This window comes from Mesoterricola sediminis (genome assembly GCF_030295425.1).
GTDB classification, from domain to species: Bacteria; Acidobacteriota; Holophagae; order Holophagales; family Holophagaceae; genus Mesoterricola; species Mesoterricola sediminis.
This window is the reverse complement of sequence record NZ_AP027081.1, coordinates 2,165,902-2,185,636: the sequence shown is the minus strand read 5'-3', so window position 1 is coordinate 2,185,636 and position 19,735 is coordinate 2,165,902. Positions and strand designations below refer to the sequence as shown.

The following is a 19,735-nucleotide window of genomic DNA, read 5'->3' as shown; positions in this document are numbered from 1 at the left end:
ACGACCACTGTTATGCATCGCACATCCATAGGCCACCGCGGGAGGGACCACGCGAAGCATGAGGACGATCAAGGGCAGGCTGCTGGCCATCTTCCTGATGGCCACGGCGCCGCTCTTCCTCTATTTCGGCCTGGGCGTTTTCGCCAACTACAAGTCGGATCTGCGCGCGGCCGAGGAGAAGTCCCTGCGGGCCGCCCTGGCCCTCACCCGCGAGTACGCGGCCGAGGTGGATGGCCTGCACGCCCTCCTGGAAACCCTGGCGACCCACCCGGCCATGCGGAACCCCCAGCCGGGCGAATGCCTGGCCATCCTCGAGCGGGTCCACGCCTCCACCCCGTACGTGGACAACCTGGGCCTCGCCGACGCCGAAGGCCGGGTCATCGCCTCGTCCGTCCAGGGCCATTACCGGGTGGAGGACCGCAAGTACTTCCTCGACGCCCTCCGCACCCGCGCCTTCAGCGTAGGGGAGTACGTGGTGGGCCGCGCCACGGGGCACCCCACCCTCCACTTCTCGCTGCCGGTGCTGGACCCCCAGGGCCGCGTCACCCACGTCCTGTTCGCGTCCTACAACCTGAACCGGTTCGAGACCATCATCTCCCACCAGAACCTGCCCCCCGGCGCCGTCCTGAACCTGACTGACCACAACGGCCGGGTCATCTACCGCCATCCCCGGGATCCGGTGGTGAAGCCCGGCCTCCAGGACCAGCCGCACCTGCGCGCCCAGGTGGACGGCACCCGCGAGGAAGGGGTCTTCCGGGCAGTGGGCCTGGACAAGGTCGAACGCCTCTTCGGATTCCGCCGGCTCCGGCTCCACCCCGGCGACGCGCCCTACCTGTACGCCCGGGTGACGATCCCCGTGCCCATCGCCTTCGCGGACGCCAACCGCTTCGCGGGGTGGGCCCTGGGCAGCTTCCTCCTCACGGCGGCCCTCGCCTTCGGGCTGCTGCACCTGCTCGCCGAACGCCACCTGGTGGGCCCCATCCGGCGCCTGAGCCGCGTCGCCCGGGAGGCAGGCTCCGGCGACTTCGCCATCCGGTCCCAGCTGGAGACCCGGCAGGACGAGATCGGCCAGGTGGGGCGGGCCTTCGACAAGATGGTCGCCTCCCTCGAGGCCCGGCAGGAGGAGCGGGACCGGGCCGAGGCCGCGCTCCGGGAGAGCGAAGGCAAGCTCCGCACCCTCATCGACCGCATCAGCGACGCCCTGCTGGTGCTGGACCTGGATGGCCACGCGATCCTGGACGTCAACCAGACCATGTGCGCCATGTACGGCTACACGCGGGAGGAGGCCCTCGGGGCCACCATCTCCGACCTGAGCCTCGGGGAGCCGCCCTACACCTCCGCCGACGCCGCCGCCCACTTCGCCCGGATGGCCGGGGGCGAGCCCCAGGTCTTCGAATGGCGTGCCCGGCGCCGGGACCAGTCCCTGTTCTGGGCCGAGGTGAGCATGCGCCGGGCCACCCTGGGCGGCGCCGAGCGCTGCCTGGTCCTCGTGCGCGACATCACGGAGCGCAAGGATTCCGAGGCCGAGCGGGGCCGGCTCACCGAGCAGCTCCACCAGGCCCAGAAGATGGAATCCATCGGGCGCCTCGCGGGCGGGATCGCCCACGATTTCAACAACCTCCTGACGCCCATCATGATCTACAGCGAGCTCCTCGCCGAGGACCCCGCCGCCGGGAGCCGGGACGGACGGAAGGCCCACCAGATCCTCTCCGCCGCCGCCAAGGCCAAGGCCCTGATCTCCAAGCTCATGGGGCTGAGCCGCAAGCAGATCCTGAACCTGGAGATCGTCGACATCCACCGCGTCATCGAGTCCTTCATCGACATCATCCGGCGGACGATCCGGGAGAACATCGACATCACCGTCGAATGCGCCGACCAGCCCCTCCTGGTCCGGGCCGACGCCACCCAGATCGAGCAGGTCCTGATGAACCTCGTCATCAACGCCGGCGACGCCATCCAGGGCGGGGGCCGGATCCGCATCCGCGCCTGGCGGGATCCCCGGGAGGCCAGGGTCCGCATCGCCGTGGAGGACACCGGCTGCGGCATGGACGCCGAGACGCTGCGGCGCGTCTTCGAGCCCTTCTTCACCACCAAGCCCAAGGGGGAGGGCACCGGGCTGGGGCTCGCCACCGTGCTGGGCATCGTCCAGCAGCACGGGGGCGAAGTCACCGTCGAATCCACCCCCGGCGAGGGCAGCCGCTTCGTCGTGACCCTCCCGGCCCACCAGGGCCCCGCGGCGCCGGAGCCGGCCCCCGCCGCCTCCGCCCTGCCCCAGGCCGCGGCCCGGGGCCAGATCGCCCTCCTCGCGGAGGACAACGACCTCGTGCGGGCCATCGCCGCCGAGCTCCTCCACCGGCTGGGATTCGAGGTGCTGGAGGCCCCCGCCCCCGCCGAGGCCCTCGTCCTCGCCACGGGGCACCGCGTCGACCTGCTCATCTCCGACGTCATCATGCCCGGCATGAACGGGCCCCAGCTCTACCACCGCCTCCGGGAGACCCAGCCCTGGCTCCGGGCCATCTTCATGTCCGGGCACACCGACAGCATCCTGGTCGAGCACGGGCAGCTGCCGCCGGGCACCGACTTCCTTCAGAAGCCGTTCAGCCGGGAGGCGTTCGGGGAGCGGGTGTCCCGCATGATGGCGGCCCCCATCGAGGCCTGAACCCGGCCCGCGGGCCGGAGGGGGCGCGGCTGGCGCAGGGTGTGCCAGCCCCAGGCGAGCCCGCCGGCCAGGAGCAGCCAGCCGATGGGGGAGCGCGCGGCGATGCGCAGGTCCTGCCAGGACGGCACGGAGGCGTAGACCAGGTTGGCGATGGCGAAGATGGCCAGGGCCTCCGGCCAGCCGATGCCCGGGTGGGCCCCCAGGCGCCACCGCAGGAGCCCGTAGGCGGCCGGCAGCAGGAGCAGGGGTGCCACCCCCACGAAGAAGGCGTTGTACCACCGGATGCGGGCGAAGCTCACCGAGCCCATGGCCCAGCCCCGCCCCTCCCGCCGCGGCACCACGGTGAACCCGCTGGGCTGGGCCCGCAGGAGCAGCCCCAGGACCAGGTGGCAGGTCTCATGGGCGAGGGTGCCCGGGAGGGTCAGGAGCGCGAAGAGCCAGAACGCCCGCCGGAGGGCGTGGAGCCCGAACAGGGCGGCGGCGATGAGGGCGACATAGGCCCATTCAGGCATCGAAGGGCTCCCCGGGGAGCGGTTCCACGAGGCCGGGATCGTCGTTGCGCACGCTGCCCACGCGGCGGTCCACCGGGTGCATGCGGAGCCAGGCCTCCGGGCAGGGCCGCAGCAGGCCCTTCAGCACGTCCGGCGGGGTGGCGGGATCCAGCCACTGGGCGTAGGCCTCCCGGGCGAGGATCACGGGCATGCGGTCGTGGATCCGGGCCATGGGGCCCTGGGCGGCCGTGGTGAGGATCGTGCAGGAATCGAGGGTGCCCTCCGGGCCCTCCCAGCGGTCCCAGAGCCCGGCGAAGGCCAGGACCCCTTCCGCCGCCCGGATGAAGAAGGGCTGCTTCCCGCCGGGGACCGCCCGCCACTCGTAGAAGCCGTCGGCGGGGATGAGGCAGCGGTTGCGGCGGAACGGCCCCCGGAAGGCGGGCTTCTCCGCGACGGTCTCCGACCGGGCGTTGGCCATCGGGGCCCCCGCGCCCGGCTCCCGGGACCAGGCGGGCACGAGGCCCCACCGGTGCAGGACGAGGATGCGGCCGGCCCCCCCGTTGCGCACCACGGGCACGGGGGTGGTGGGGGCGATGTTGTAGCGGGGGGCCAGCAGCACCTGCGCCTCCGCCTCGAACTGGACCTCCAGGGCCTGGACCGGGGAACTGAGGGCGTAGCGTCCGCACATGGCCCCGATTCTAACCCGGCCTCCGCGCCCTACCGCCGTACCAGCACGACGGCTCGTTCGTTTTCGGCCCGGACGGCGATCTCCGGGTCCGTGCCGGTGAACCAGGTCACCGGCGTCACGGCCGCCCGGGAGGTCTCCAGGCGGGGCGCGCCGGTGGCGTAGCGGAGGGCGAGGCGCGACTGTTCACTGGTCAGGCCCGTCATCTGGAGGAGGCCCCCGAAATCCGCCGAGCCCGGGCCGTAGGCCAGGAGCTCGGGGGAGAGGTAGTGGTCGACGTCCCTGCGGCGGAAGACCTTGAAGGTGGCGTCGAAGGGCCGGTCGTCCCAATCCGGGTCCGTGTCCAGGATGACGGTGTTCCCGTGGGCGAGGGGCAGGTAGAAGGCCTCCCGCACCGGGAAGGGGCCGGACTCCCGCTCCGCCCCGTGCCCGAACCAGAACCGGTGCCTGGGCTCGAGCACCCAGTACTGGAAGGGTTGCACCGCCGTGGCGAAGAGCACCACATCGTGGCCCGAATGGTTGGTGACCATGCACCCCATGCGATGCGTCGCGGGTTTCCCCGCCTGGAGGGTTCCGGCCCCCGCCACCAGGAAGGCGGCGGCGAGGACCGGGAGGGGGGCGCGGAAGGACGGAAAGGGCATGGCAGCCTCGGGGGACTGCCAAATTAATAATTAATTAGTGACCGTGCGCAACCCTCAGCGGGTGAGTTTCCGGTAGTGGATCCGGTGGGGGCCCGAGGTGAGCCCCAGCTGCTCGCGACGGTAGGTCTCGTACTGCGAGTAGTTTCCGTCGAAGAATTCCACCCGGCTCTCCCCTTCGAACGCGAGGATGTGGGTGGCCAGGCGATCCAGGAACCAGCGGTCGTGGCTGATGATAACGGCCGAGCCAGCGAAGGCCTCGATGGCCTCCTCCAGGGCCCGCATGGTGTTCACGTCAAGGTCGTTCGTCGGCTCGTCGAAGAACAGGACGTTGGCGCCGCTCTTCAGGGTCAGGGCCAGGTTGAGGCGGTTCTGCTGGCCGCCGCTCAGCTCCTTGACCTTCTTCTGCTGGGATTCGCCGGAGAACCCGAACTTGCTCAGCCAGGCCCGGGCGTTGACCTCCCGGCCCCCCATCTCGATGAGCTCCCGGCCCCCCGAGACCGCCTCGAAGACGCTGCGCTCGGGATCCAGCCCCTGGCGCAGCTGGTCCACCAGGGCCATCTTCACCGTGGAACCGATGCGGAGGCTGCCGCTGTCCGGCGTCTCCTGGCCGGCCAGGAGCCGGAACAGGGTGGTCTTGCCGGCGCCGTTGGGGCCGATGACGCCGAGGATGCCGCCCCGGGGGATGGCGAAGCTCAGGTTCTCGAAGAGCACCTTGTCGCCGTAGGCCTTGGTGACCCCGTCCAGCTCGGCCACCACGTCGCCCAGGCGCGGACCCGCGGGGATGTAGATCTCCAGCTGCTGCTCCTTCTCCTTCCCCTGCTGCTCGAGCAGGTTCTCGAAGCTGGAGATGCGGGCCTTGCTCTTGGCGTGCTGCCCCTTGGGGGACATGCGGATCCACTCCAGCTCGCGCTCCAGGGTCTTCTCCCGGGCGCGGTCGGCCTTCTCCTCCCGGGCCAGGCGGGCCTGCTTCTGCTCCAGCCAGCTGGAGTAGTTGCCCTTCCAGGGGATGCCCTCGCCCCGGTCCAGCTCGAGGATCCACTCGGCCACGTGGTCCAGGAAGTAGCGGTCGTGGGTGACCGCGATGACCGTGCCCTCGTAGCGCTGCAGGTGCAGCTCCAGCCAGGCCACGCTCTCGGCGTCCAGGTGGTTGGTGGGCTCGTCCAGGAGCAGGATGTCCGGCTTCTGGATGAGGAGGCGGCAGAGGGCGACGCGGCGGCGCTCGCCGCCCGAGAGCACCCCCACCAGGGTGTCCGGGTCCGGGCAGCGGAGGGCGTCCATGGCCTGCTCCAGCTGGGCGTCCAGGTCCCAGCAGTCCAGGTGGTCGATCTGCTCCTGCAGCTCGCCCTGGCGCGCCAGGAGCGCGTCCATGTCCGCGTCGGGATCGGCGAACTTGTCGTTGATCTCGTTGTATTCCTTCAGCAGGGCGACCTTCTCCGCCGCGCCCTCCTCGACGACCTCGCGGACGGTCTTGGACTCGTCCAGCTTCGGCTCCTGCTCCAGGAGGCCCGTGGTGTAGCCCTTGGAGAGCACCGCCTCGCCGTTGAAGTCGTGGTCCACCCCGGCCATGATCCGGAGCACCGTGGACTTGCCCGAGCCGTTCAGGCCCAGCACGCCGATCTTGGCGCCGTAGAAGTAAGAAAGGGAGATGTCCTTGATGACGGGTTTATTGTTGTAGAACTTGCTCACCCGCATCATGGAGTAGATGATCTCGGGCTGGTCAGTCGTGCGTTTGGCCATGGGCTTCCTTCAACGTGAGGCTCCATTCTAGGCGCGGTCGGCAAACCAAAGACAGCCCCGACAAGGAGGAGGGGGAACGTCGCAAGGGGGCCTCTCCCCTTTTTTCCTTACCATCTGCGCGAACCCCTTCCACCGCAGGGCCGACGGAGGGATGGGTCGGGTCAAGCGGGACCCTGCGGCTGGGTGAGCCCAGGGCGCATGGTTGGTCCTTTCCATCCCCGTCCATTCCAATCCTGGCGGTTCAACGAACCATGGCAGTTCAGGGGCGCAGCGCTTTTCGACAGGTGCTTCGGCGCAGGCCGTCTTCGCGCCGGCCTCCGCCTGGGAAGGCCATCGCCGAGGCGCCGGGGAGGCCGTCCCAGGGGCTGCAAGCCTTGACCGCCGCCCGCAGCCAGCGGAGCCTGGAGGGGACCATGAGGCTCACGCTCCTTCCCGCCTTCGCCCTCGCCGTCGCGCTCGGGGCGGGCACCGCCCGCGAGGCCCGCGGCACCGTGACCGACAGCCAGGGCCGCCCCGTGCCCGGGGCCGTGCTCACCGTGGCCCCCGACCCCGGAGGCCCCGTGCGCACCTTCCGGGCCGGCCCCGACGGCCGGTTCCGCCTCACGGGCCTCCTCCCCGGGCAGGTCCACTGGGTCACCTGCGCGGCACCGGGCTTCCAGCCCAGGCTGGCGCCCCTGAGCCTGGCCGGGGACGACTGGGTGCGCCTGGACCTGCGGCTCCTCACCCCCGTCGAGGCCGCGAACGCCGAGCCCGGCGTGCCCCTGGCCCTGCCCGGCGAGGCGGAGGCCATGGCCGCGGGCGAGGCCTACAACGCGGCCATCGTCCCCTTCAACGCGGGGCGCTTCGCCGAGGCGGAGGACGGCCTGTGGACGGCGGAACGCCTCTTTTCGGCAGCCCTGGCGGCGGCCTCCACCCCCGGGACGCGGATGCGGATCCACGCGGCCCGGGGCCGCAACCGGCGCATCCTGGGCTGCTGCCTCGTCGAGCGGGCCCGGGAGGGCGGCCCGGAGGCGGCCCAGCGCTTCGCGCGGGCAATCCCCTTCCTGGAGGAGGCCCTGGCCCGGGATCCCGGGGACGAGGCGGTGGCGCTCCGCCTGGAGGAGGCCCGTCAGGACAGGACCCACCGGTAGCGGATCACCACGGGCACCGGGGCCCGGTCCCTCACGTGGGCGGCCAGCAGGAAGCGCCAGCGCCGGGCCGCGATCAGGGTGGGGCCCACGAGGACCTCGGGCCCGGACAGCGCGTCCACGAAGAGGGGCACCCCGTCGGCGTCCAGGAGGAGGCGCACCACCACGACGCTCCCCTGGAGCCCCCGTTCATCCTCCCGGAAGGCGTAGCGGGGCGTCGTCATGGAGAGGACCTTGAAATCCTCCATGGGCAGCGGCGTGCCTTCGGCGGCCATGCGCGCCAGCTGGGTCCGGGACCGGGTCCCCTTCCCGGCCCCGTGGCCATCCCCCTCACCCGTTCCGCTGCCCCGCCCGTAGCCGGCGCCGCCCAAGGGGTGTTCCGGGATCCGGAGGGCCGACGGCCCGGGGGGAACGCCGGGCGCCGAGGCCGGCAGGTCCGCCAGGGCCGCCATTCCCGACGGATCCGGCAGTCCGCCGAGGGTATCCAGGGCCACGGGGGCCTTCACCCGGGACCCCCAGCTGCCCCCGGGTTCGCCGGCCGCGCCCGCGACGGGCGTCGGCGCCGCCGCCGGAGCCGGACGGGCCGGCCCGGGCGGGGGCAGCAGCTCCGGGAGGGGGGCCAGGACGACGCCCAGCACGGCCCGGGGCGCCCGGGCCCGGGCGGGGCCCCAGGGCTGGACCCAGGCCAGGCCCGCCAGGAAGGCGGCCTGGAGCGGCAGGCTCAGGGCCAAGGAGGCCGCCACATGCCGGCCGGGGCGCCCCCCGGGTACCGGAAAGGCTGGCGGTGGCCCGCCCTGGCCGGCCGGCGACTCCGACCCCCCTCGTGCTTCCATGGTTCCGCCGTGGATGATGGACGGCCATTATCCCGCCGGATCTTGACGCAGATCAAGGTGCGGTCCCCGGTTCCGGGGCATCCTGGGGTCCGTGGAGGTCCCATGGAACGCCAGATCATCCGGATCGACGAGGAGAAGTGCGACGGCTGCGGCCTCTGCGCCGACGGCTGCCCCGAGGGGGCCCTCCAGATCATCGACGGCAAGGCCCGGCTCGTCTCCGAGATCACCTGCGACGGCCTGGGGGCCTGCGTCGGCGAATGCCCCCAGGGGGCCATCCTCGTCGAGACGCGCGAGGCCGCGCCCTACAGCGAGCGCGCCACCCTGGACAACATCCTGCCCATGGGCGCCAACACCCTGAAGGCCCACCTCAAGCACCTGCACCACCACGCCCAGACCGCCTACCTGCGCGAGGCCGAGGCCTACCTGGCCGAGCTCGGCGTCGCCGTCCCCGACTACAAGGAGAAGCCCATGCACGCGTGCCCCGGTTCCGCCCCCCGCACCCTGGAGCGGGCCCCCGCCTCCGCCGAGACCCGGGACGGCCTCCAGAGCCAGCTCACCCAGTGGCCCGTGCAGATGCACCTCATCAGTCCCATGAACCCGGTCTTCCACAAGGCCGACCTCCTCCTGGCCGCCGACTGCGTCGCCTTCGCCATGGCCGACTTCAACCAGGCCTGCCTCCCCGGGAAGAAGCTGGCCATCGCCTGCCCCAAGCTCGACAGCAACCAGGACGTCTACGTGAGCAAGCTCACCGCCCTCATCGACGAGGCCGAGGTGAACACGATCACGGTGATGATCATGGAGGTCCCCTGCTGCGGCGGCCTCCTCCGCCAGGCCCAGATGGCGGCCCAGGCCGCCTCCCGCCGGGTGCCCATCAAGGCCGTCGTCGTCGGCGTGGACGGCGCCGTCCGCAAGGAGCAGTGGGTCGCCTGACCCCCGCGGCGCGCGGCCTCCGGGCCGCCGATCCCGCCCCTTGATGCGAGATTGAATCCGCGTATCTTTTGCCCCGGGTGTTCCCTGGGGGCTGGATGCGCGTGGCTGTACCGAAGGAGACGCGGCCCGGGGAGACCCGGGTCGCCGCGGATCCGGATGCCGTCCGCCGCCTCGTGGCCCTGGGCGCCAAGGTGGCCGTGGGCGCCGGCGCCGGGGAGGCCGCCCATTTCCCCGACGCGGCCTATGCCGCCGCCGGCGCGTCCGTGGTCCCGGACGCGGGGCTGCTGGAGACCGCCGACCTGGTCCTGCGGGTGACCGCCCCGTGGCCGGAGGAGGCCCTCCGCCTGCGACCGGGCACCTTCCTCCTCGGCTCCCTCTTCCCCAGCCGTCACCTGGACACCGTGCGGGCCCTCGCGGCCGCGGGCGTCACCGCCCTCAGCACCGACTGCCTGCCCCGCACCACCCGCGCCCAGGCCATGGACACCCTGTCCAGCCAGGCCAACATCACCGGATACCGGGGCGCCCTGCTCGCCGCCCTGGCCCTGCCCCGGTACGTCCCCCTCTTCATGACGGCCGCGGGCACGACGCCCCAGGCCAAGGTGTTCGTGATCGGGGCGGGCGTGGCCGGCCTGCAGGCCATCGCCACCGCCCGCCGCCTGGGCGCGGCCGTGAGCGCCACCGACGTGCGGCCCGAAGTGAAGGAGCAGATCGCGTCCGTGGGCGGGCGCTACGTGGGCATCGACCTGGCGCCCGGCCCTCGTCCCGGCGGCGGCTACGCCGCGGACCTCACCGCCGAGGACCGGGCCCGCCAGGCCCAGCTGCTGGCCGAGCACGGCGCCGGCATGGACGCCCTCATCACCACGGCCCTCATCGGCGGCGTCCGGGCGCCACGCCTGGTCGACCGGGACCTGGTGGAGCGCCTCCGCCCCGGCAGCGTCGTCGTGGACCTGGGGGCCGACGGCGGGGGCAACTGCGAACTCTCGCGGCCGGGCGAGACCGTGGTCCACGGCGGGGTCCGGATCCTGGCCCCCCTGAACCTGCCCGCCACCATGCCCCAGCACGCCAGCGCCCTCTTCGGCCGCAACCTCGTGCACCTCCTGGAGGCCTTCTGGGCCGACGGGGCCTTCCGGCCCGACTGGGAGGACGACCTGCTCCGGGCCTGCGTCCTCACCCGGGAGGGCGGGGTGGTCCACGGCCCCACCCGCGAGGCCCTCCGGGCGGAGGCGGCCCCGTGAGCGCCCAGGCCCCCGCGGACCTCGGCGGGTCCCTCTTCGTGTTCATGCTGGCCACCTACGTGGGGCTCATGAGCATCCAGCGGGTCTCCCGCCTCCTCCACACCCCCCTCATGAGCCTCACCAACGCCATCTCCGCCATCGCGGTGGTGGGCGCCCTCCTCGTCGCCGCCGGCCGCGGCCAGCCCGCCGCCGTCACCCTCCTGGGGCTCCTGGCCATCTTCTGTTCCACCACGAACATCGTCAGCGGCTTCCTCATCACCGACCGCATGCTCCGCATGTTCCGGAAGAAGGGGGAGGGACCGCCGTGAGCCCGCTGCGCCTGCTCCCGGACCTGGCCGCCGCGGCCCTCTTCATCCAGAGCCTCCGGTGGATGGGCGACCCCGGGACCTCCCGCCGGGGCGTCCTCGCCGGCGCCGCGGCCATGGCCCTGGCCGTGGCGGGCACCCTGGCGGGGGCGGCGGCGGGGGGCGGCACCCACGGCCTGGCCATCCTGGCGGCCTTCGCCCTGGGGGCGGCCGCGGGCTACCCTCTCGCCCAGGTGCCCCTCACCGCCGTGCCCCAGCGGACGGCCCTCTCCCACGCCTTCGGCGGCATGGCTGCCGGGCTCGTGGGCACCGCCAAGTTCGTCCACGCCTACGCCGAGGGCGGCCGGGAGGCCCTCGGTCCCTTCGTCACGGCGGCCCTGGGCGCCGAGGTCCTCCTGGGCTTCCTCACCCTCACCGGCTCCCTCCTCGCGGCCGGCAAGCTCCAGGAGGTGCGCTGGATCCCCCAGCGCCCCGTCACCTATCCCTTCCAGAACGCCGTGAACCTCGGGCTCCTGGCGCTGGCCGTCGGGGCCGCCGCCGCCCTGGTCGCAGCGCCCCTCGCCCCCTGGGCCCCCTGGGCCTTCGGCCTCCTCGTCCTCCTCTCCCTGGCCTTCGGAATTCTCCTGGTCCTGCCCATCGGCGGGGCCGACATGCCCACCGTGATCAGCATCCTCAACGCCTACGCGGGCCTGTCGGCCGTGGCCATGGGCTTCGTGCTGGACAACAAGCTGCTGATCACGGCGGGGGCCCTGGACGGCAGCTCCGGCTTCATCCTCTCCGTGCTCATGTGCCGGGCCATGAACCGCAGCTTCGCCAACGTGCTCTTCGGGGCCTTCGGCCAGACCGCCCCCGTCGCGGCCGGCGCGGCGGGCGCCCTGAAGGCCGACACGGCGGAGAGCGCGGCCCAGATCCTGGCCCAGGCCGGCCTGGTGGTGGTCGTCCCCGGCTACGGCATGGCCGTCGCCCAGGCCCAGCACAAGCTCCGGGAGCTGTACGACCTCCTGAAGCGCCGGGGCGTCACCGTGAAGTTCGCCATCCACCCCGTGGCGGGCCGGATGCCCGGCCATATGAACGTCCTCCTGGCCGAGGCGGAGATCCCCTACGACGATCTCGTGGAGATGGACGACATCAACGGGGAGATGCCCGTCTGCGACGTCTGCCTCGTCGTCGGGGCCAACGACGTCGTCAACCCAGCCGCCCGCAGCGACCCGGCCAGCCCCATCTACGGCATGCCCATCATCGATGCCGACCGGGCGCACACCGTGTATGCCGTCAAGCGGTCCCGCAACCCCGGCTTCGCGGGCATCGACAACCCCCTCTACGCCCTGGACAAGACCTTCATGCTCTTCGGGGACGCCAAGGCGGTGATCGGGGACCTGGTACGACAGCTGGGCGGGGAGGCGCGCCACCCCTGAGGCCCGCCCGGGCCGTCCGGTCAGGTGCTACCATGGCGCTTGACCCGCCGGCAACCGCTGGCCCTCCCACAGGTTACGCATGCGCATCCCCCTGGCCCCCCCGGCCCTGATCCTGGCCCTGCTCGTCGCGGGCCCCGTCCAGTCCCAGACGCCTGAGCCCGCCCGCCTTGTGCCCGGTCACCGGTTCTTCGACGCCCGCACCCTGGACCTGACCCCCCTCCCCGCCCCGCCCGCCGTTGGCACCCTCGCCGCCCAGGCCGACCTGGAGACCATCCTCCAGCTCCAGGCCTGGCGCACCGCCGAGGAAGTGGCGTGGGCCCGGAAAACCGACCGCCTCAACTACTTCGATGTGGCCGAAGTGCTGGGCCCCTGGTTCACGCCCTCCAACCTCCCCGTGTGCGCCAAGCTCCTCCAGGAGGCCCTCGGGGACGGCGAAAGCGCCAACCACGCCGCCAAGCTCCAGTACCGGCGCCTGCGCCCGCCCATCCAGGACAAGCGCGTCCAGCCCTGCGTGACCCCGCCCCAGGAGCAGAAGGGCGGCGTCCTGGATCCCGGCTACTTCTCCTATCCCAGCGGCCACGCCACCGCCGTGTTCATCACCGCCCATGTCCTGGCCGATCTCATGCCCGCTCGCCGCGAGGCCCTCTTCACCTGGGCCCGGAAGAACGCCTGGGGCCGGATGCTCGCGGGGGTCCACTTCCCCTCCGACAACCTGGGGGGCCAGATCCTCGCCCGGATCGTCCACGACGCCTTCCTGAAGAACCCCGACTACGCCCGGGCCCTGGAGGCCTGCCGCGCCGAACTCCGGGCCAAGGCCCCCGCCGGCGGCCAGTAGGAAGATTTTCCACGCCTGTCACACCCGGGGCCTTGCGGGCCCCGGGCCCATCGGGCCTAATGGGGCCATCCGACCCCATTCGACCGCGCGCGAGACCGCCCTTGCAGAAACGCAAAACCGAGCACGAACCCCTGACCCCCTCGCAGCGCCGCCTGCTGGAGCGGATCCAGGACTCCCGTCGGCGCGAGGCCGAATTCGAGGCCAGCTGGGACCCCCGGGAGCGGGGCGAGGCCCCGCGCGAGGCCTGACCCCGCGCCGGCGGCCCCGGCCCGGATCCCTCAGAGCTTGAAGCGGTGGATCATCCCGTTGAGGCGCTCGCCGATGCGGGCCAGCTCCGCCGCGGTCCGGGCGATCTCCGTGGTCGTGGCCGCCATCTGGGCCGCCGCCGAGGCCGATGCCGCCGAATCCCGGGCGCCCTGGTCCATGAGCCCCGCCGCCATCGAGCCGGCCTGGCTCTGCTCGGCGACGGCGGCGGCCACCTGGCGGGTCTGGTCGGCCAGGGTCTCCAGGTTCGCGTGGATCTCCGCCAGGAGCCGGGCCGAGGCCTTCACCGTGCCCACCCCGTTGTTCACCGCCTCCTGGGCGGCCACGATGTGCTGGGCGATCTCCTTGGCCGACGAGCCGCTGTGCTCCGCCAGCTTCCGGACCTCCTCGGCGACCACGGCGAAGCCGCGGCCGTGGGCGCCGGCCTTGGCCGCCTCGATGGCCGCGTTCAGGGACAGCAGGTTGGTCTGGTTCGCGATCTCGGTGATGACGCGGATGGCGCTCGTGATACGGTCCGCCGTGGTGCTCACGTCCTCCATGGCGGTCTGGGTCGTGCGCCCCGCCTCGTCCCCCTTGCGGGTGGCGTCCAGGGCGCTCTCCATCACCCGCAGCGAGGCCTGGGCGTGGCCGCTGACCGAGGCGATGGAGCGGGACAGCTCGGTGATCGTCGCGGAGGCGCGCGTCGCCCCATCCCGCTGGGATTCGGTGGTGCGGGCGATCTCCTCGGTGGTCGCCGCCATCTCGTCCGAGGACGCGGACAGCTCCGTGGCCGACGAGGCCAGGGACTGCACCTCCTCCATGAGCGCGCGCAGCAGGCTCCGGACGCCGTCCACCATCTGCTGGTAGGCCCGGGCCAGCTCCCCCATCTCGTCCTTCCGGATCCGGAAGGCCTCAGGCACGTCCACCGCGAAATTGCCTTCGGCGAGCAGCAGGGTCTTGGCCGTCACCGCCTGGATGTCCCGGGAATAGAGGCGCGTGATCGCGAGGCCCACCGCGGAACCCGCCGCGAGCCCCGCCAGCAGGACGATGGCCAGCACCACCCGGACCCGCACGAGGACGGCCCCGGCGTCGGCGGCCTTCTCCCGCATCACCGCGTCCCGGTACTGGAGGTACTGGGCGAAGGCGCCGTCGGTGCGGGCCTTGATCCGGTTCCCCTCGGTGATGTAGGCGTCCAGCGCCTCCGCGGTCTTGCCGGCCTGGTTGAGCGCGAGGATGCGGTTGTTGGCGTCGCGCCCCTGGCCCAGGGCGGATTCACAGGCCGCCAGGAGCTCCACGCCCCGGGGCGCGTCCTTGACCGCCTTGAGCCGCCCCATGGCGGCCTTGTACTGCTTCCGGAGCTCCCCCATCCGCGCGTTGGCCGTGTCCCGGTCGGCGGGGTTCCGCGCCGCGAGGAAGGTCCAGGTGGAGAGGTTGATCTGGGAGAGGGTGTCCACCAGCTGGCTGGCGGCGGCCGCCTTCTCAGCCTCCTCCAGGATCATCTGGTCCGATTTCGCCAGGGAGGCCGTCCCCCACCAGGCCACCGCGAATACCGTCAGCATCGCGAGCCCGAGGGCCCCGAACCCAAGGCCGAGGCGCTTCGAGATCTTCATATTCCTCAAATCGAACATGGCAACTCCCTTGCCACGCGGGGTCCCGGGGAGGGGCGGGACCCTCCATGGGTCAAAGCAGCCGGCTCCTGCGTGGTCGATGAATGGATGCCTCCACTGTAGGGGTTGCTGATGTGCAATTCAAGATAAGCGAGGTCCCCGAATTCAATAGATTATTCGTATATGCGCAACCGGCCATGGAGCCCGGGACCTGCGGCGCGCGCCCCCCGATGGGCTATCCTCGAAGCTTCCCCCCCGAAGGTCTGCCCATGTTCACGATCCTGCCCCTCGCCTCCCGCTTCCATGCGCCTGACCTGGTGGAGGCCGCCTGCGCCGCCCTCGCGGCCGGCCTTGCCGCCCAGGGCCTCCCCACCCGCCGGGTGGAGGACGCCTCCGACGCCCAGGCCCTCTTCCTCGTCACGGGCGGCACCGAGCACCTCGCCCTGGAGGCCGCGGCCCAGCGGCCGGACCCGGTGCTCCTCCTCGCCCACCCGGCCCAGAACTCGCTGCCCGCCGCCCTGGAGGTCCTCGCCCGCCTCCACCAGATCGGCCGGCAGGGCCGCCTCTTCCTGATCAACGGCACGGGCACGGCCGCGGCCGACCTGGCCCGGACCGCCCACCACCTCGCGGTGCGGGCGCGCATGGCCCGCCTGCGGCTCGGCCTGATCGGGACCCCCTCCGACTGGCTGGTGGCGAGCCGGCCCGATCCGGCCCGCGTCACCGAAACCTGGGGCCCGGCGGTGATCGAGGTGCCCCTCGCGGACCTGGAGGCCGCCCTCCGCCAGGCCGACCCCGTCGCCGCCGAGGCCCTGGACCAGGGCTTCCGCCAGGGCGCGACGCGCATCCTCGAGCCCTCCGCCGCGGACCTCCGCACCGCCGCCCAGGTGGCGGCGGCCCTCCGCAGCCTCGTCGCGGCGCAGCGCCTGGACGCCTGCAGCGTGCGCTGTTTCGACCTGGTCACCGGCTTGGCGACCACCGGCTGCCTGGGCCTTTCGGACCTCATGGACGCGGGCATCGTGGCCGGGTGCGAGGGGGACCTGCCCGCCGCCCTGACCATGCTCTGGGTCCAGGCCCTCACCGGCCGGCTCTCCTTCATGGCCAACCCCCAGGACCTGGACCCGGCCGCGGGAACCCTGTGGCTGGCCCATTGCACCATCGCCCGGAAGCTCGTCCAGACCTACGCCCTCCGGTCCCACTTCGAATCCGCCCTGGGCGTGGGCATCCAGGGCACGTGGGCCCCGGGCCCCGTCACCCTGGTGCGCATCGGCGGGGAGGACCTGCGCGGCCTCTACGTCGCCGAAGGCGAGGCCGTGGCCTGCGGCTCCGCCGAGGACCGCTGCCGCACCCAGGTGCAGGTGCGCCTCCAGGGAGGCCTGGCGTCCCTCCTGGCGCGGCCCCTGGGCAACCATCACATCCTCGTCCCCGGGCATTGGGCGGCGGAGCTGCGGGAATATCACAATCTATTCATCGATTCGCAGCCCGCCAGGGCCTGAGTCCCCCACCTCGGCCCCCCCGTATTTATGCACTTTTAGTACGCGTGGCCCGCGCGGAAACCGCGGGAGAGCCAGGCCCCCCTCCCCCGCCGGGGCTGGCCCCTCCACCCCACCCGACCCGCGTGGAAGGGATGCGGCCCGCCCCCATTCCACCCGGGGGGCAGGTCTGCCATGATGCGGGGCACCCGCGGCCCCCCTCCTCGGGCACCCCCAAGGGAGATCGGCATGGTCCACCAGGTTTACCTCACCCTCCCCGTCGCCGACCTCGCCAAGTCGGTCGCCTTCTTCAAGGCGCTCGGCTTCCCCCAGGATCCGCGGTTCAGCGACGAGACGGCGGCCTGCATCGTGATCAGCGAGGCCGTTTGCGTCATGCTGGGCACCCACGAGAAATTCAAGACCTTCACCCCCAAGGCCATCTGCGACACCCACCAGGCCGTCGAAGTCCTGATCTCCCTCAGCTGCGGCAGCCGGGAGGAGGTGGATGCGCTCGTCGCGAAGGCCCTGGCCGCCGGCGGCACCACCTACGACCAGCCCGAGGATTTCGGGTTCATGTACACCCACAGCTTCGTGGATCTGGACGGCCATGGGTGGGGGGTGCTCCACATGGTCCAGGAGCCGGCGCCCTGACGGGCGTGCCTCAGAACCGCTGGAGTCGGTCCCGGGCGTAGGCGGAACCGGCCCCCTTGGGCGCCAGCTCCAGGTAGGTCTCGAAGGCCTTCCGGGCCTTCGGCAGCTCCCCGCCCTTGAAGCAGGCGTCCCCCAGGTTCAGGTACGCGATCGCCCGGGAGGGATCCATGCGGATGGCGTTCTCGAACCATCGGGCCGCTTCCGCGAAGCGATCCTGCTTGTAGTACACATACCCCAGGTTGTTGGCCGCCAGGGCGAAGTCCGGCCGGAGCTTCAGGGCCTCCGCGAAGGCGGCCTCGGCATCCGCATAGCGCTTTTCGCGGTAGGCCTGGAGGCCGCGGTCATTGGCCCGCTGCGCGGCCTGGCGCGGCGCGAGCACGATGGCCTTCCCGGGTGTCAGCTTCGTCTCCCCGCCCTCCAGGGTCTTGATGGTGGCGGGGGCCGTCGGCTTCCGGCCCTCCAGATGGGCGGCGATCTTCTGGTTCAGGGCCAGGGCCGAACTCTCCAGCTGCCGGGTATCGGGGCTGAGGAATTCCGTTTCGGCGGGCAGTTCGAAGACGAACTCCCCCCCTTCGGACCCGGGCAGGCTCCCGAAGGCGGGGGTCTGGGCGGACACGCTCGACACCGCCGGGGAGAGGTAGGCCGCCAGCTCCGTGGCCGTGATGAAGCCGTCCCCGTTGAGGTCGGCCTTCCCGTCGAGCCCCTGGAGCAGGGTCCAGGTGAAGATGGAATGGCCGTTGGGCCCGCCATCGGCCACCATCTGGTCGGCGCCGCCCGCCGTGAGCATCTGCCGTCCGATCCGCCGGGCATTCTCCTTGAGGAAGTTCTGGGAGCCCGCCCCCCGCGTCAGCCCGAGGCCGCTGTAGCAGGAATCCATGACGAAGAACACGTGCTTGGCCGGGATGGCCTCCGCCAGGTTCTGGATCTCCGTCATGGGGATGGCCTCGGTGGCCAGGTTCTCGGGTCCGGCGTCCACGGGCACGATGTAGCCCAGGTCCCGGCCGGAGGACAGCTTCCGGGTCGTCCCATGGCCCGCGAAGAACACCAGGACCCGGTCGTCGCGCTGGAGGCCCAGCTGGCCGAGCTTGTCGTGGAGCAGGCCCAGGATGTTGGCCCGGGTGGCCTCCTGGTTTTTCAGCGCGAGGACATGGTCCTCCCGGAAGGCGAACCGCTCCACCAGGGTCCGCCTCAGCGCCTCCGCATCCCGCACCGCGTACTGGAGCCGGGGCCAGCGGGGGTAGTCGTCGATCCCGATGACCACGGCCCAGCTCTCCCGGTAGCCGGTGGTCGGAACCGCCTTCGCCCCGGCGGGCACCACGGCGTCGCCGATCTTGAAGGCGCCGTTCTCCCAGCTGGCGAACCGGTAGCCTTCCGCGACGAGCCGGTCGAGGATGAGGGGCAGGGCTTTGACGGTGCGCTCATTGATGTCATGGAAGAGGACGATGCCGCGCTGCTCGCCATCCACCTCCCGCAGCACCCGGTCGACGATGGAGCTGGGCACCGGATCCGCCCAGTCCCTGGAATCGATGTTCCAGGCCATGGCCCGGAGGTGGAAGGCCTCCAGGCTGGCCAGGGAGGCAGGGCTGCTCGCCCCATAGGGGAAGCGGAAGAGCCGTGCGCCGTCGCCCCGCACCGCGGCCAGGAGCGCCTCCGTCTGGCGGATCTCCGTCTGCAAGGCGCCGGCGTCCGCCTTGGCCAGCTGGGCATGGCTGAAGCTGTGGTTGCCCAGCTGGTGCCCGGAGGCCAGGAGATGTTGACTGACGGGCGCGAGCCGCCCCAGGACGGGCCGGCCGCCGGCATCGATGCGTCCCAGGTTCTGCCCCAGTTCGAAGAACACGCCCGGAACCCCGTACTGCTTGAGGATGGCGGAGATCTCCTCCGAATACGTCCCATGCGGCCCATCATCGAAGGTCAACAGGAGGGTCCTGGGGGGCAGCCCCTTGCCGGAGATCTCCCGCGCGTCCTCCGCGGCGCCCTTCACCTGGGGATAGGGGATGATCGTCCCGTAGTCCCGGAGGATGGCCTCGACGCTGAAGGTGGCCTTGAGCTTGGCCACGTAGTCCTCCCAGCGCTGGCGCCGGACCTGGATCCCCCGCTCCCCGAAGCGCCCGAACACCTGGCGCAGTTCCCGGTCGTACTGGGCCTCGATCTCGCCCAGGGCCGAGAGGTCCTCCATGATGCGGCGGTGGAGCTTGACCGCGGGCAGGGTCTGATCCTCCGCGACGGCCTTCCGGAGCGCCTGGAGGGTCTCCTTGAAGGCGAGCCGGTCGGCGTCAAAGAGCCCGCTGCCGGATTCGATCCAGGTCAGCAGATCGTCCAGGACCGCCGCGCGGCTCCCCTGTCCGGAAGCGACCAGGGCCGTGAGGGCGTCGTCCAGGAGGATCAGCCGGTCCTGGTTCTCGTGGTAGATCGCCTTGCCGATGCGAGCCGCGTGGGCGGCCTCCTCGGGCTTGAGGCCCGCCTCGTCCGCGAAGAGCACGATGATCTGCCGGTACCCCCGCAGGACCTCCTTCATCACCGCCTCGAAGGCAGCGGCGTCCGGCTTCTGGCGGGGGTTGGCCACGAAGGCCTGCAGCCGCTGCCGGGCGCTGCCGTCCTGCCGACCCGCCCCCGGCCGGAACGCGAGGAACCCCGCGCCGGCTCCGATCAGGAGCAGGGCCAGGGAGGCCAGGAGCCAGGGCCGCTTCGTCAGGGGGGATGGGGGCATGGCTTCAGTATGCCCATGCCGCCCGCCCAGCCCCGGAAATTTCAATGGCCCCCGCCCGCGGCCGATTCCGGAAGGGGCGTCCTGGCGCCACGTCCCTCCCCATGAAGCCCCGGCCGGTACGTGGCATACTCGGAGCCGTTCCCCCCGCAGGGGGCGCAGGATCGC

Annotated in this window: 17 protein-coding genes; 10 read left to right on the top strand and 7 right to left on the bottom strand. The window is 72.0% G+C overall.

What is annotated here, in order from left to right; genetic code table 11:
• The first annotated feature begins 58 nt into the window (after window positions 1-58).
• Window positions 59-2,659: an ATP-binding protein gene (locus R2J75_RS09680; RefSeq protein ID WP_316411573.1), complete on the top strand. Its 2,601-nt coding sequence runs from the start codon at window positions 59-61 to the stop codon at window positions 2,657-2,659.
• On the opposite strand, the gene R2J75_RS09675 is transcribed toward R2J75_RS09680, so the two are convergent.
• Genes R2J75_RS09675 through ettA form a run of 4 tightly spaced genes read right to left on the bottom strand, consistent with a single transcriptional unit; the run spans window position 2,587 to window position 6,213 of the window.
• The gene (locus R2J75_RS09675; RefSeq protein WP_243331011.1) at window positions 2,587-3,171 is read right to left on the bottom strand and encodes a hypothetical protein; all 585 of its coding nucleotides are present in this window, start codon (window positions 3,169-3,171) and stop codon (window positions 2,587-2,589) included. The two genes, R2J75_RS09680 and R2J75_RS09675, sit on opposite strands and share 73 nt — an antisense overlap.
• Window positions 3,164-3,838: an SOS response-associated peptidase gene (locus R2J75_RS09670; RefSeq protein ID WP_243331009.1), complete on the bottom strand. Its 675-nt coding sequence runs from the start codon at window positions 3,836-3,838 to the stop codon at window positions 3,164-3,166. Before R2J75_RS09670 ends, R2J75_RS09675 begins: the two co-directional genes overlap by 8 nt.
• 29 nt (window positions 3,839-3,867) lie before the next feature.
• Entirely contained in the window at window positions 3,868-4,476 is a 609-nt protein-coding gene (locus tag R2J75_RS09665) for a hypothetical protein (protein ID WP_243331007.1), read from the bottom strand.
• Window positions 4,477-4,530: 54 nt separating this feature from the next.
• Window positions 4,531-6,213, bottom strand: a complete 1,683-nt coding sequence (ettA, locus tag R2J75_RS09660) for an energy-dependent translational throttle protein EttA (RefSeq protein ID WP_243346102.1) — start codon at window positions 6,211-6,213, stop codon at window positions 4,531-4,533.
• 413 nt (window positions 6,214-6,626) lie between these two features.
• Between ettA and R2J75_RS09655 the strand changes: the two genes are divergently transcribed.
• The gene (locus R2J75_RS09655; RefSeq protein ID WP_316411572.1) at window positions 6,627-7,343 is read left to right on the top strand and encodes a carboxypeptidase-like regulatory domain-containing protein; all 717 of its coding nucleotides are present in this window, start codon (window positions 6,627-6,629) and stop codon (window positions 7,341-7,343) included.
• Here R2J75_RS09655 and R2J75_RS09650 read toward each other — a convergent pair.
• The gene (locus R2J75_RS09650) at window positions 7,322-8,071 is read right to left on the bottom strand and encodes an energy transducer TonB (protein WP_243346098.1); all 750 of its coding nucleotides are present in this window, start codon (window positions 8,069-8,071) and stop codon (window positions 7,322-7,324) included. The two genes, R2J75_RS09655 and R2J75_RS09650, sit on opposite strands and share 22 nt — an antisense overlap.
• A gap of 204 nt (window positions 8,072-8,275) precedes the next feature.
• Between R2J75_RS09650 and R2J75_RS09645 the strand changes: the two genes are divergently transcribed.
• From R2J75_RS09645 to R2J75_RS09620, 6 genes are all read left to right on the top strand, one after another.
• Window positions 8,276-9,103: an ATP-binding protein gene (locus R2J75_RS09645; protein ID WP_243346097.1), complete on the top strand. Its 828-nt coding sequence runs from the start codon at window positions 8,276-8,278 to the stop codon at window positions 9,101-9,103.
• A gap of 95 nt (window positions 9,104-9,198) precedes the next feature.
• Window positions 9,199-10,338: an NAD(P) transhydrogenase subunit alpha gene (locus tag R2J75_RS09640; protein ID WP_394365901.1), complete on the top strand. Its 1,140-nt coding sequence runs from the start codon at window positions 9,199-9,201 to the stop codon at window positions 10,336-10,338.
• Between the two features lie 44 nt (window positions 10,339-10,382).
• Entirely contained in the window at window positions 10,383-10,646 is a 264-nt protein-coding gene (locus R2J75_RS09635; RefSeq protein WP_279341857.1) for an NAD(P) transhydrogenase subunit alpha, read from the top strand.
• Complete coding sequence (locus R2J75_RS09630) at window positions 10,643-12,058, top strand: NAD(P)(+) transhydrogenase (Re/Si-specific) subunit beta (protein ID WP_243330985.1); 1,416 nt, start codon at window positions 10,643-10,645, stop codon at window positions 12,056-12,058. The genes R2J75_RS09635 and R2J75_RS09630 overlap by 4 nt, the downstream gene beginning before the upstream one ends.
• Before the next feature lie 79 nt (window positions 12,059-12,137).
• A complete protein-coding gene (locus R2J75_RS09625) occupies window positions 12,138-12,893 on the top strand; it encodes a phosphatase PAP2 family protein (protein ID WP_243330983.1) in 756 nt (251 codons plus the stop codon).
• A gap of 101 nt (window positions 12,894-12,994) precedes the next feature.
• Complete coding sequence (locus R2J75_RS09620; protein WP_243330981.1) at window positions 12,995-13,141, top strand: hypothetical protein; 147 nt, start codon at window positions 12,995-12,997, stop codon at window positions 13,139-13,141.
• 30 nt (window positions 13,142-13,171) lie between these two features.
• Here the strand turns inward: R2J75_RS09620 and R2J75_RS09615 are convergent, their stop codons facing one another.
• Window positions 13,172-14,746: a methyl-accepting chemotaxis protein gene (locus tag R2J75_RS09615; protein WP_243330979.1), complete on the bottom strand. Its 1,575-nt coding sequence runs from the start codon at window positions 14,744-14,746 to the stop codon at window positions 13,172-13,174.
• Window positions 14,747-15,012: 266 nt separating this feature from the next.
• Here R2J75_RS09615 and R2J75_RS09610 point away from each other — a divergent pair, with 266 nt between their 5' ends.
• Both R2J75_RS09610 and R2J75_RS09605 read left to right on the top strand, forming a co-directional pair.
• Window positions 15,013-16,236: a hypothetical protein gene (locus tag R2J75_RS09610; RefSeq protein WP_316411570.1), complete on the top strand. Its 1,224-nt coding sequence runs from the start codon at window positions 15,013-15,015 to the stop codon at window positions 16,234-16,236.
• A gap of 225 nt (window positions 16,237-16,461) precedes the next feature.
• Complete coding sequence (locus tag R2J75_RS09605; RefSeq protein WP_316411569.1) at window positions 16,462-16,863, top strand: VOC family protein; 402 nt, start codon at window positions 16,462-16,464, stop codon at window positions 16,861-16,863.
• A 10-nt stretch (window positions 16,864-16,873) separates the two neighbouring features.
• On the opposite strand, the gene R2J75_RS09600 is transcribed toward R2J75_RS09605, so the two are convergent.
• The gene (locus tag R2J75_RS09600) at window positions 16,874-19,570 is read right to left on the bottom strand and encodes a polysaccharide deacetylase family protein (RefSeq protein ID WP_316411568.1); all 2,697 of its coding nucleotides are present in this window, start codon (window positions 19,568-19,570) and stop codon (window positions 16,874-16,876) included.
• Window positions 19,571-19,735 lie beyond the last annotated feature (165 nt).

What these genes read in the sequence shown, in the direction of transcription:
- ettA (WP_243346102.1), bottom strand. Translation starts at nt 6,213, where the DNA reads ATGGCCAAACGCACGACTGACCAGCCCGAGATCATCTACTCCATGATG.
- R2J75_RS09615 (WP_243330979.1), bottom strand. Translation starts at nt 14,746, where the DNA reads ATGAAGATCTCGAAGCGCCTCGGCCTTGGGTTCGGGGCCCTCGGGCTC.
- R2J75_RS09600 (WP_316411568.1), bottom strand. Translation starts at nt 19,570, where the DNA reads ATGCCCCCATCCCCCCTGACGAAGCGGCCCTGGCTCCTGGCCTCCCTG.
- R2J75_RS09680 (WP_316411573.1), top strand. Translation starts at nt 59, where the DNA reads ATGAGGACGATCAAGGGCAGGCTGCTGGCCATCTTCCTGATGGCCACG.
- R2J75_RS09605 (WP_316411569.1), top strand. Translation starts at nt 16,462, where the DNA reads ATGGTCCACCAGGTTTACCTCACCCTCCCCGTCGCCGACCTCGCCAAG.
- R2J75_RS09665 (WP_243331007.1), bottom strand. Translation starts at nt 4,476, where the DNA reads ATGCCCTTTCCGTCCTTCCGCGCCCCCCTCCCGGTCCTCGCCGCCGCC.
- R2J75_RS09635 (WP_279341857.1), top strand. Translation starts at nt 10,383, where the DNA reads ATGCTGGCCACCTACGTGGGGCTCATGAGCATCCAGCGGGTCTCCCGC.
- R2J75_RS09675 (WP_243331011.1), bottom strand. Translation starts at nt 3,171, where the DNA reads ATGCCTGAATGGGCCTATGTCGCCCTCATCGCCGCCGCCCTGTTCGGG.
- R2J75_RS09645 (WP_243346097.1), top strand. Translation starts at nt 8,276, where the DNA reads ATGGAACGCCAGATCATCCGGATCGACGAGGAGAAGTGCGACGGCTGC.
- R2J75_RS09610 (WP_316411570.1), top strand. Translation starts at nt 15,013, where the DNA reads ATGTTCACGATCCTGCCCCTCGCCTCCCGCTTCCATGCGCCTGACCTG.
- R2J75_RS09640 (WP_394365901.1), top strand. Translation starts at nt 9,199, where the DNA reads ATGCGCGTGGCTGTACCGAAGGAGACGCGGCCCGGGGAGACCCGGGTC.
- R2J75_RS09625 (WP_243330983.1), top strand. Translation starts at nt 12,138, where the DNA reads ATGCGCATCCCCCTGGCCCCCCCGGCCCTGATCCTGGCCCTGCTCGTC.
- R2J75_RS09670 (WP_243331009.1), bottom strand. Translation starts at nt 3,838, where the DNA reads ATGTGCGGACGCTACGCCCTCAGTTCCCCGGTCCAGGCCCTGGAGGTC.
- R2J75_RS09655 (WP_316411572.1), top strand. Translation starts at nt 6,627, where the DNA reads ATGAGGCTCACGCTCCTTCCCGCCTTCGCCCTCGCCGTCGCGCTCGGG.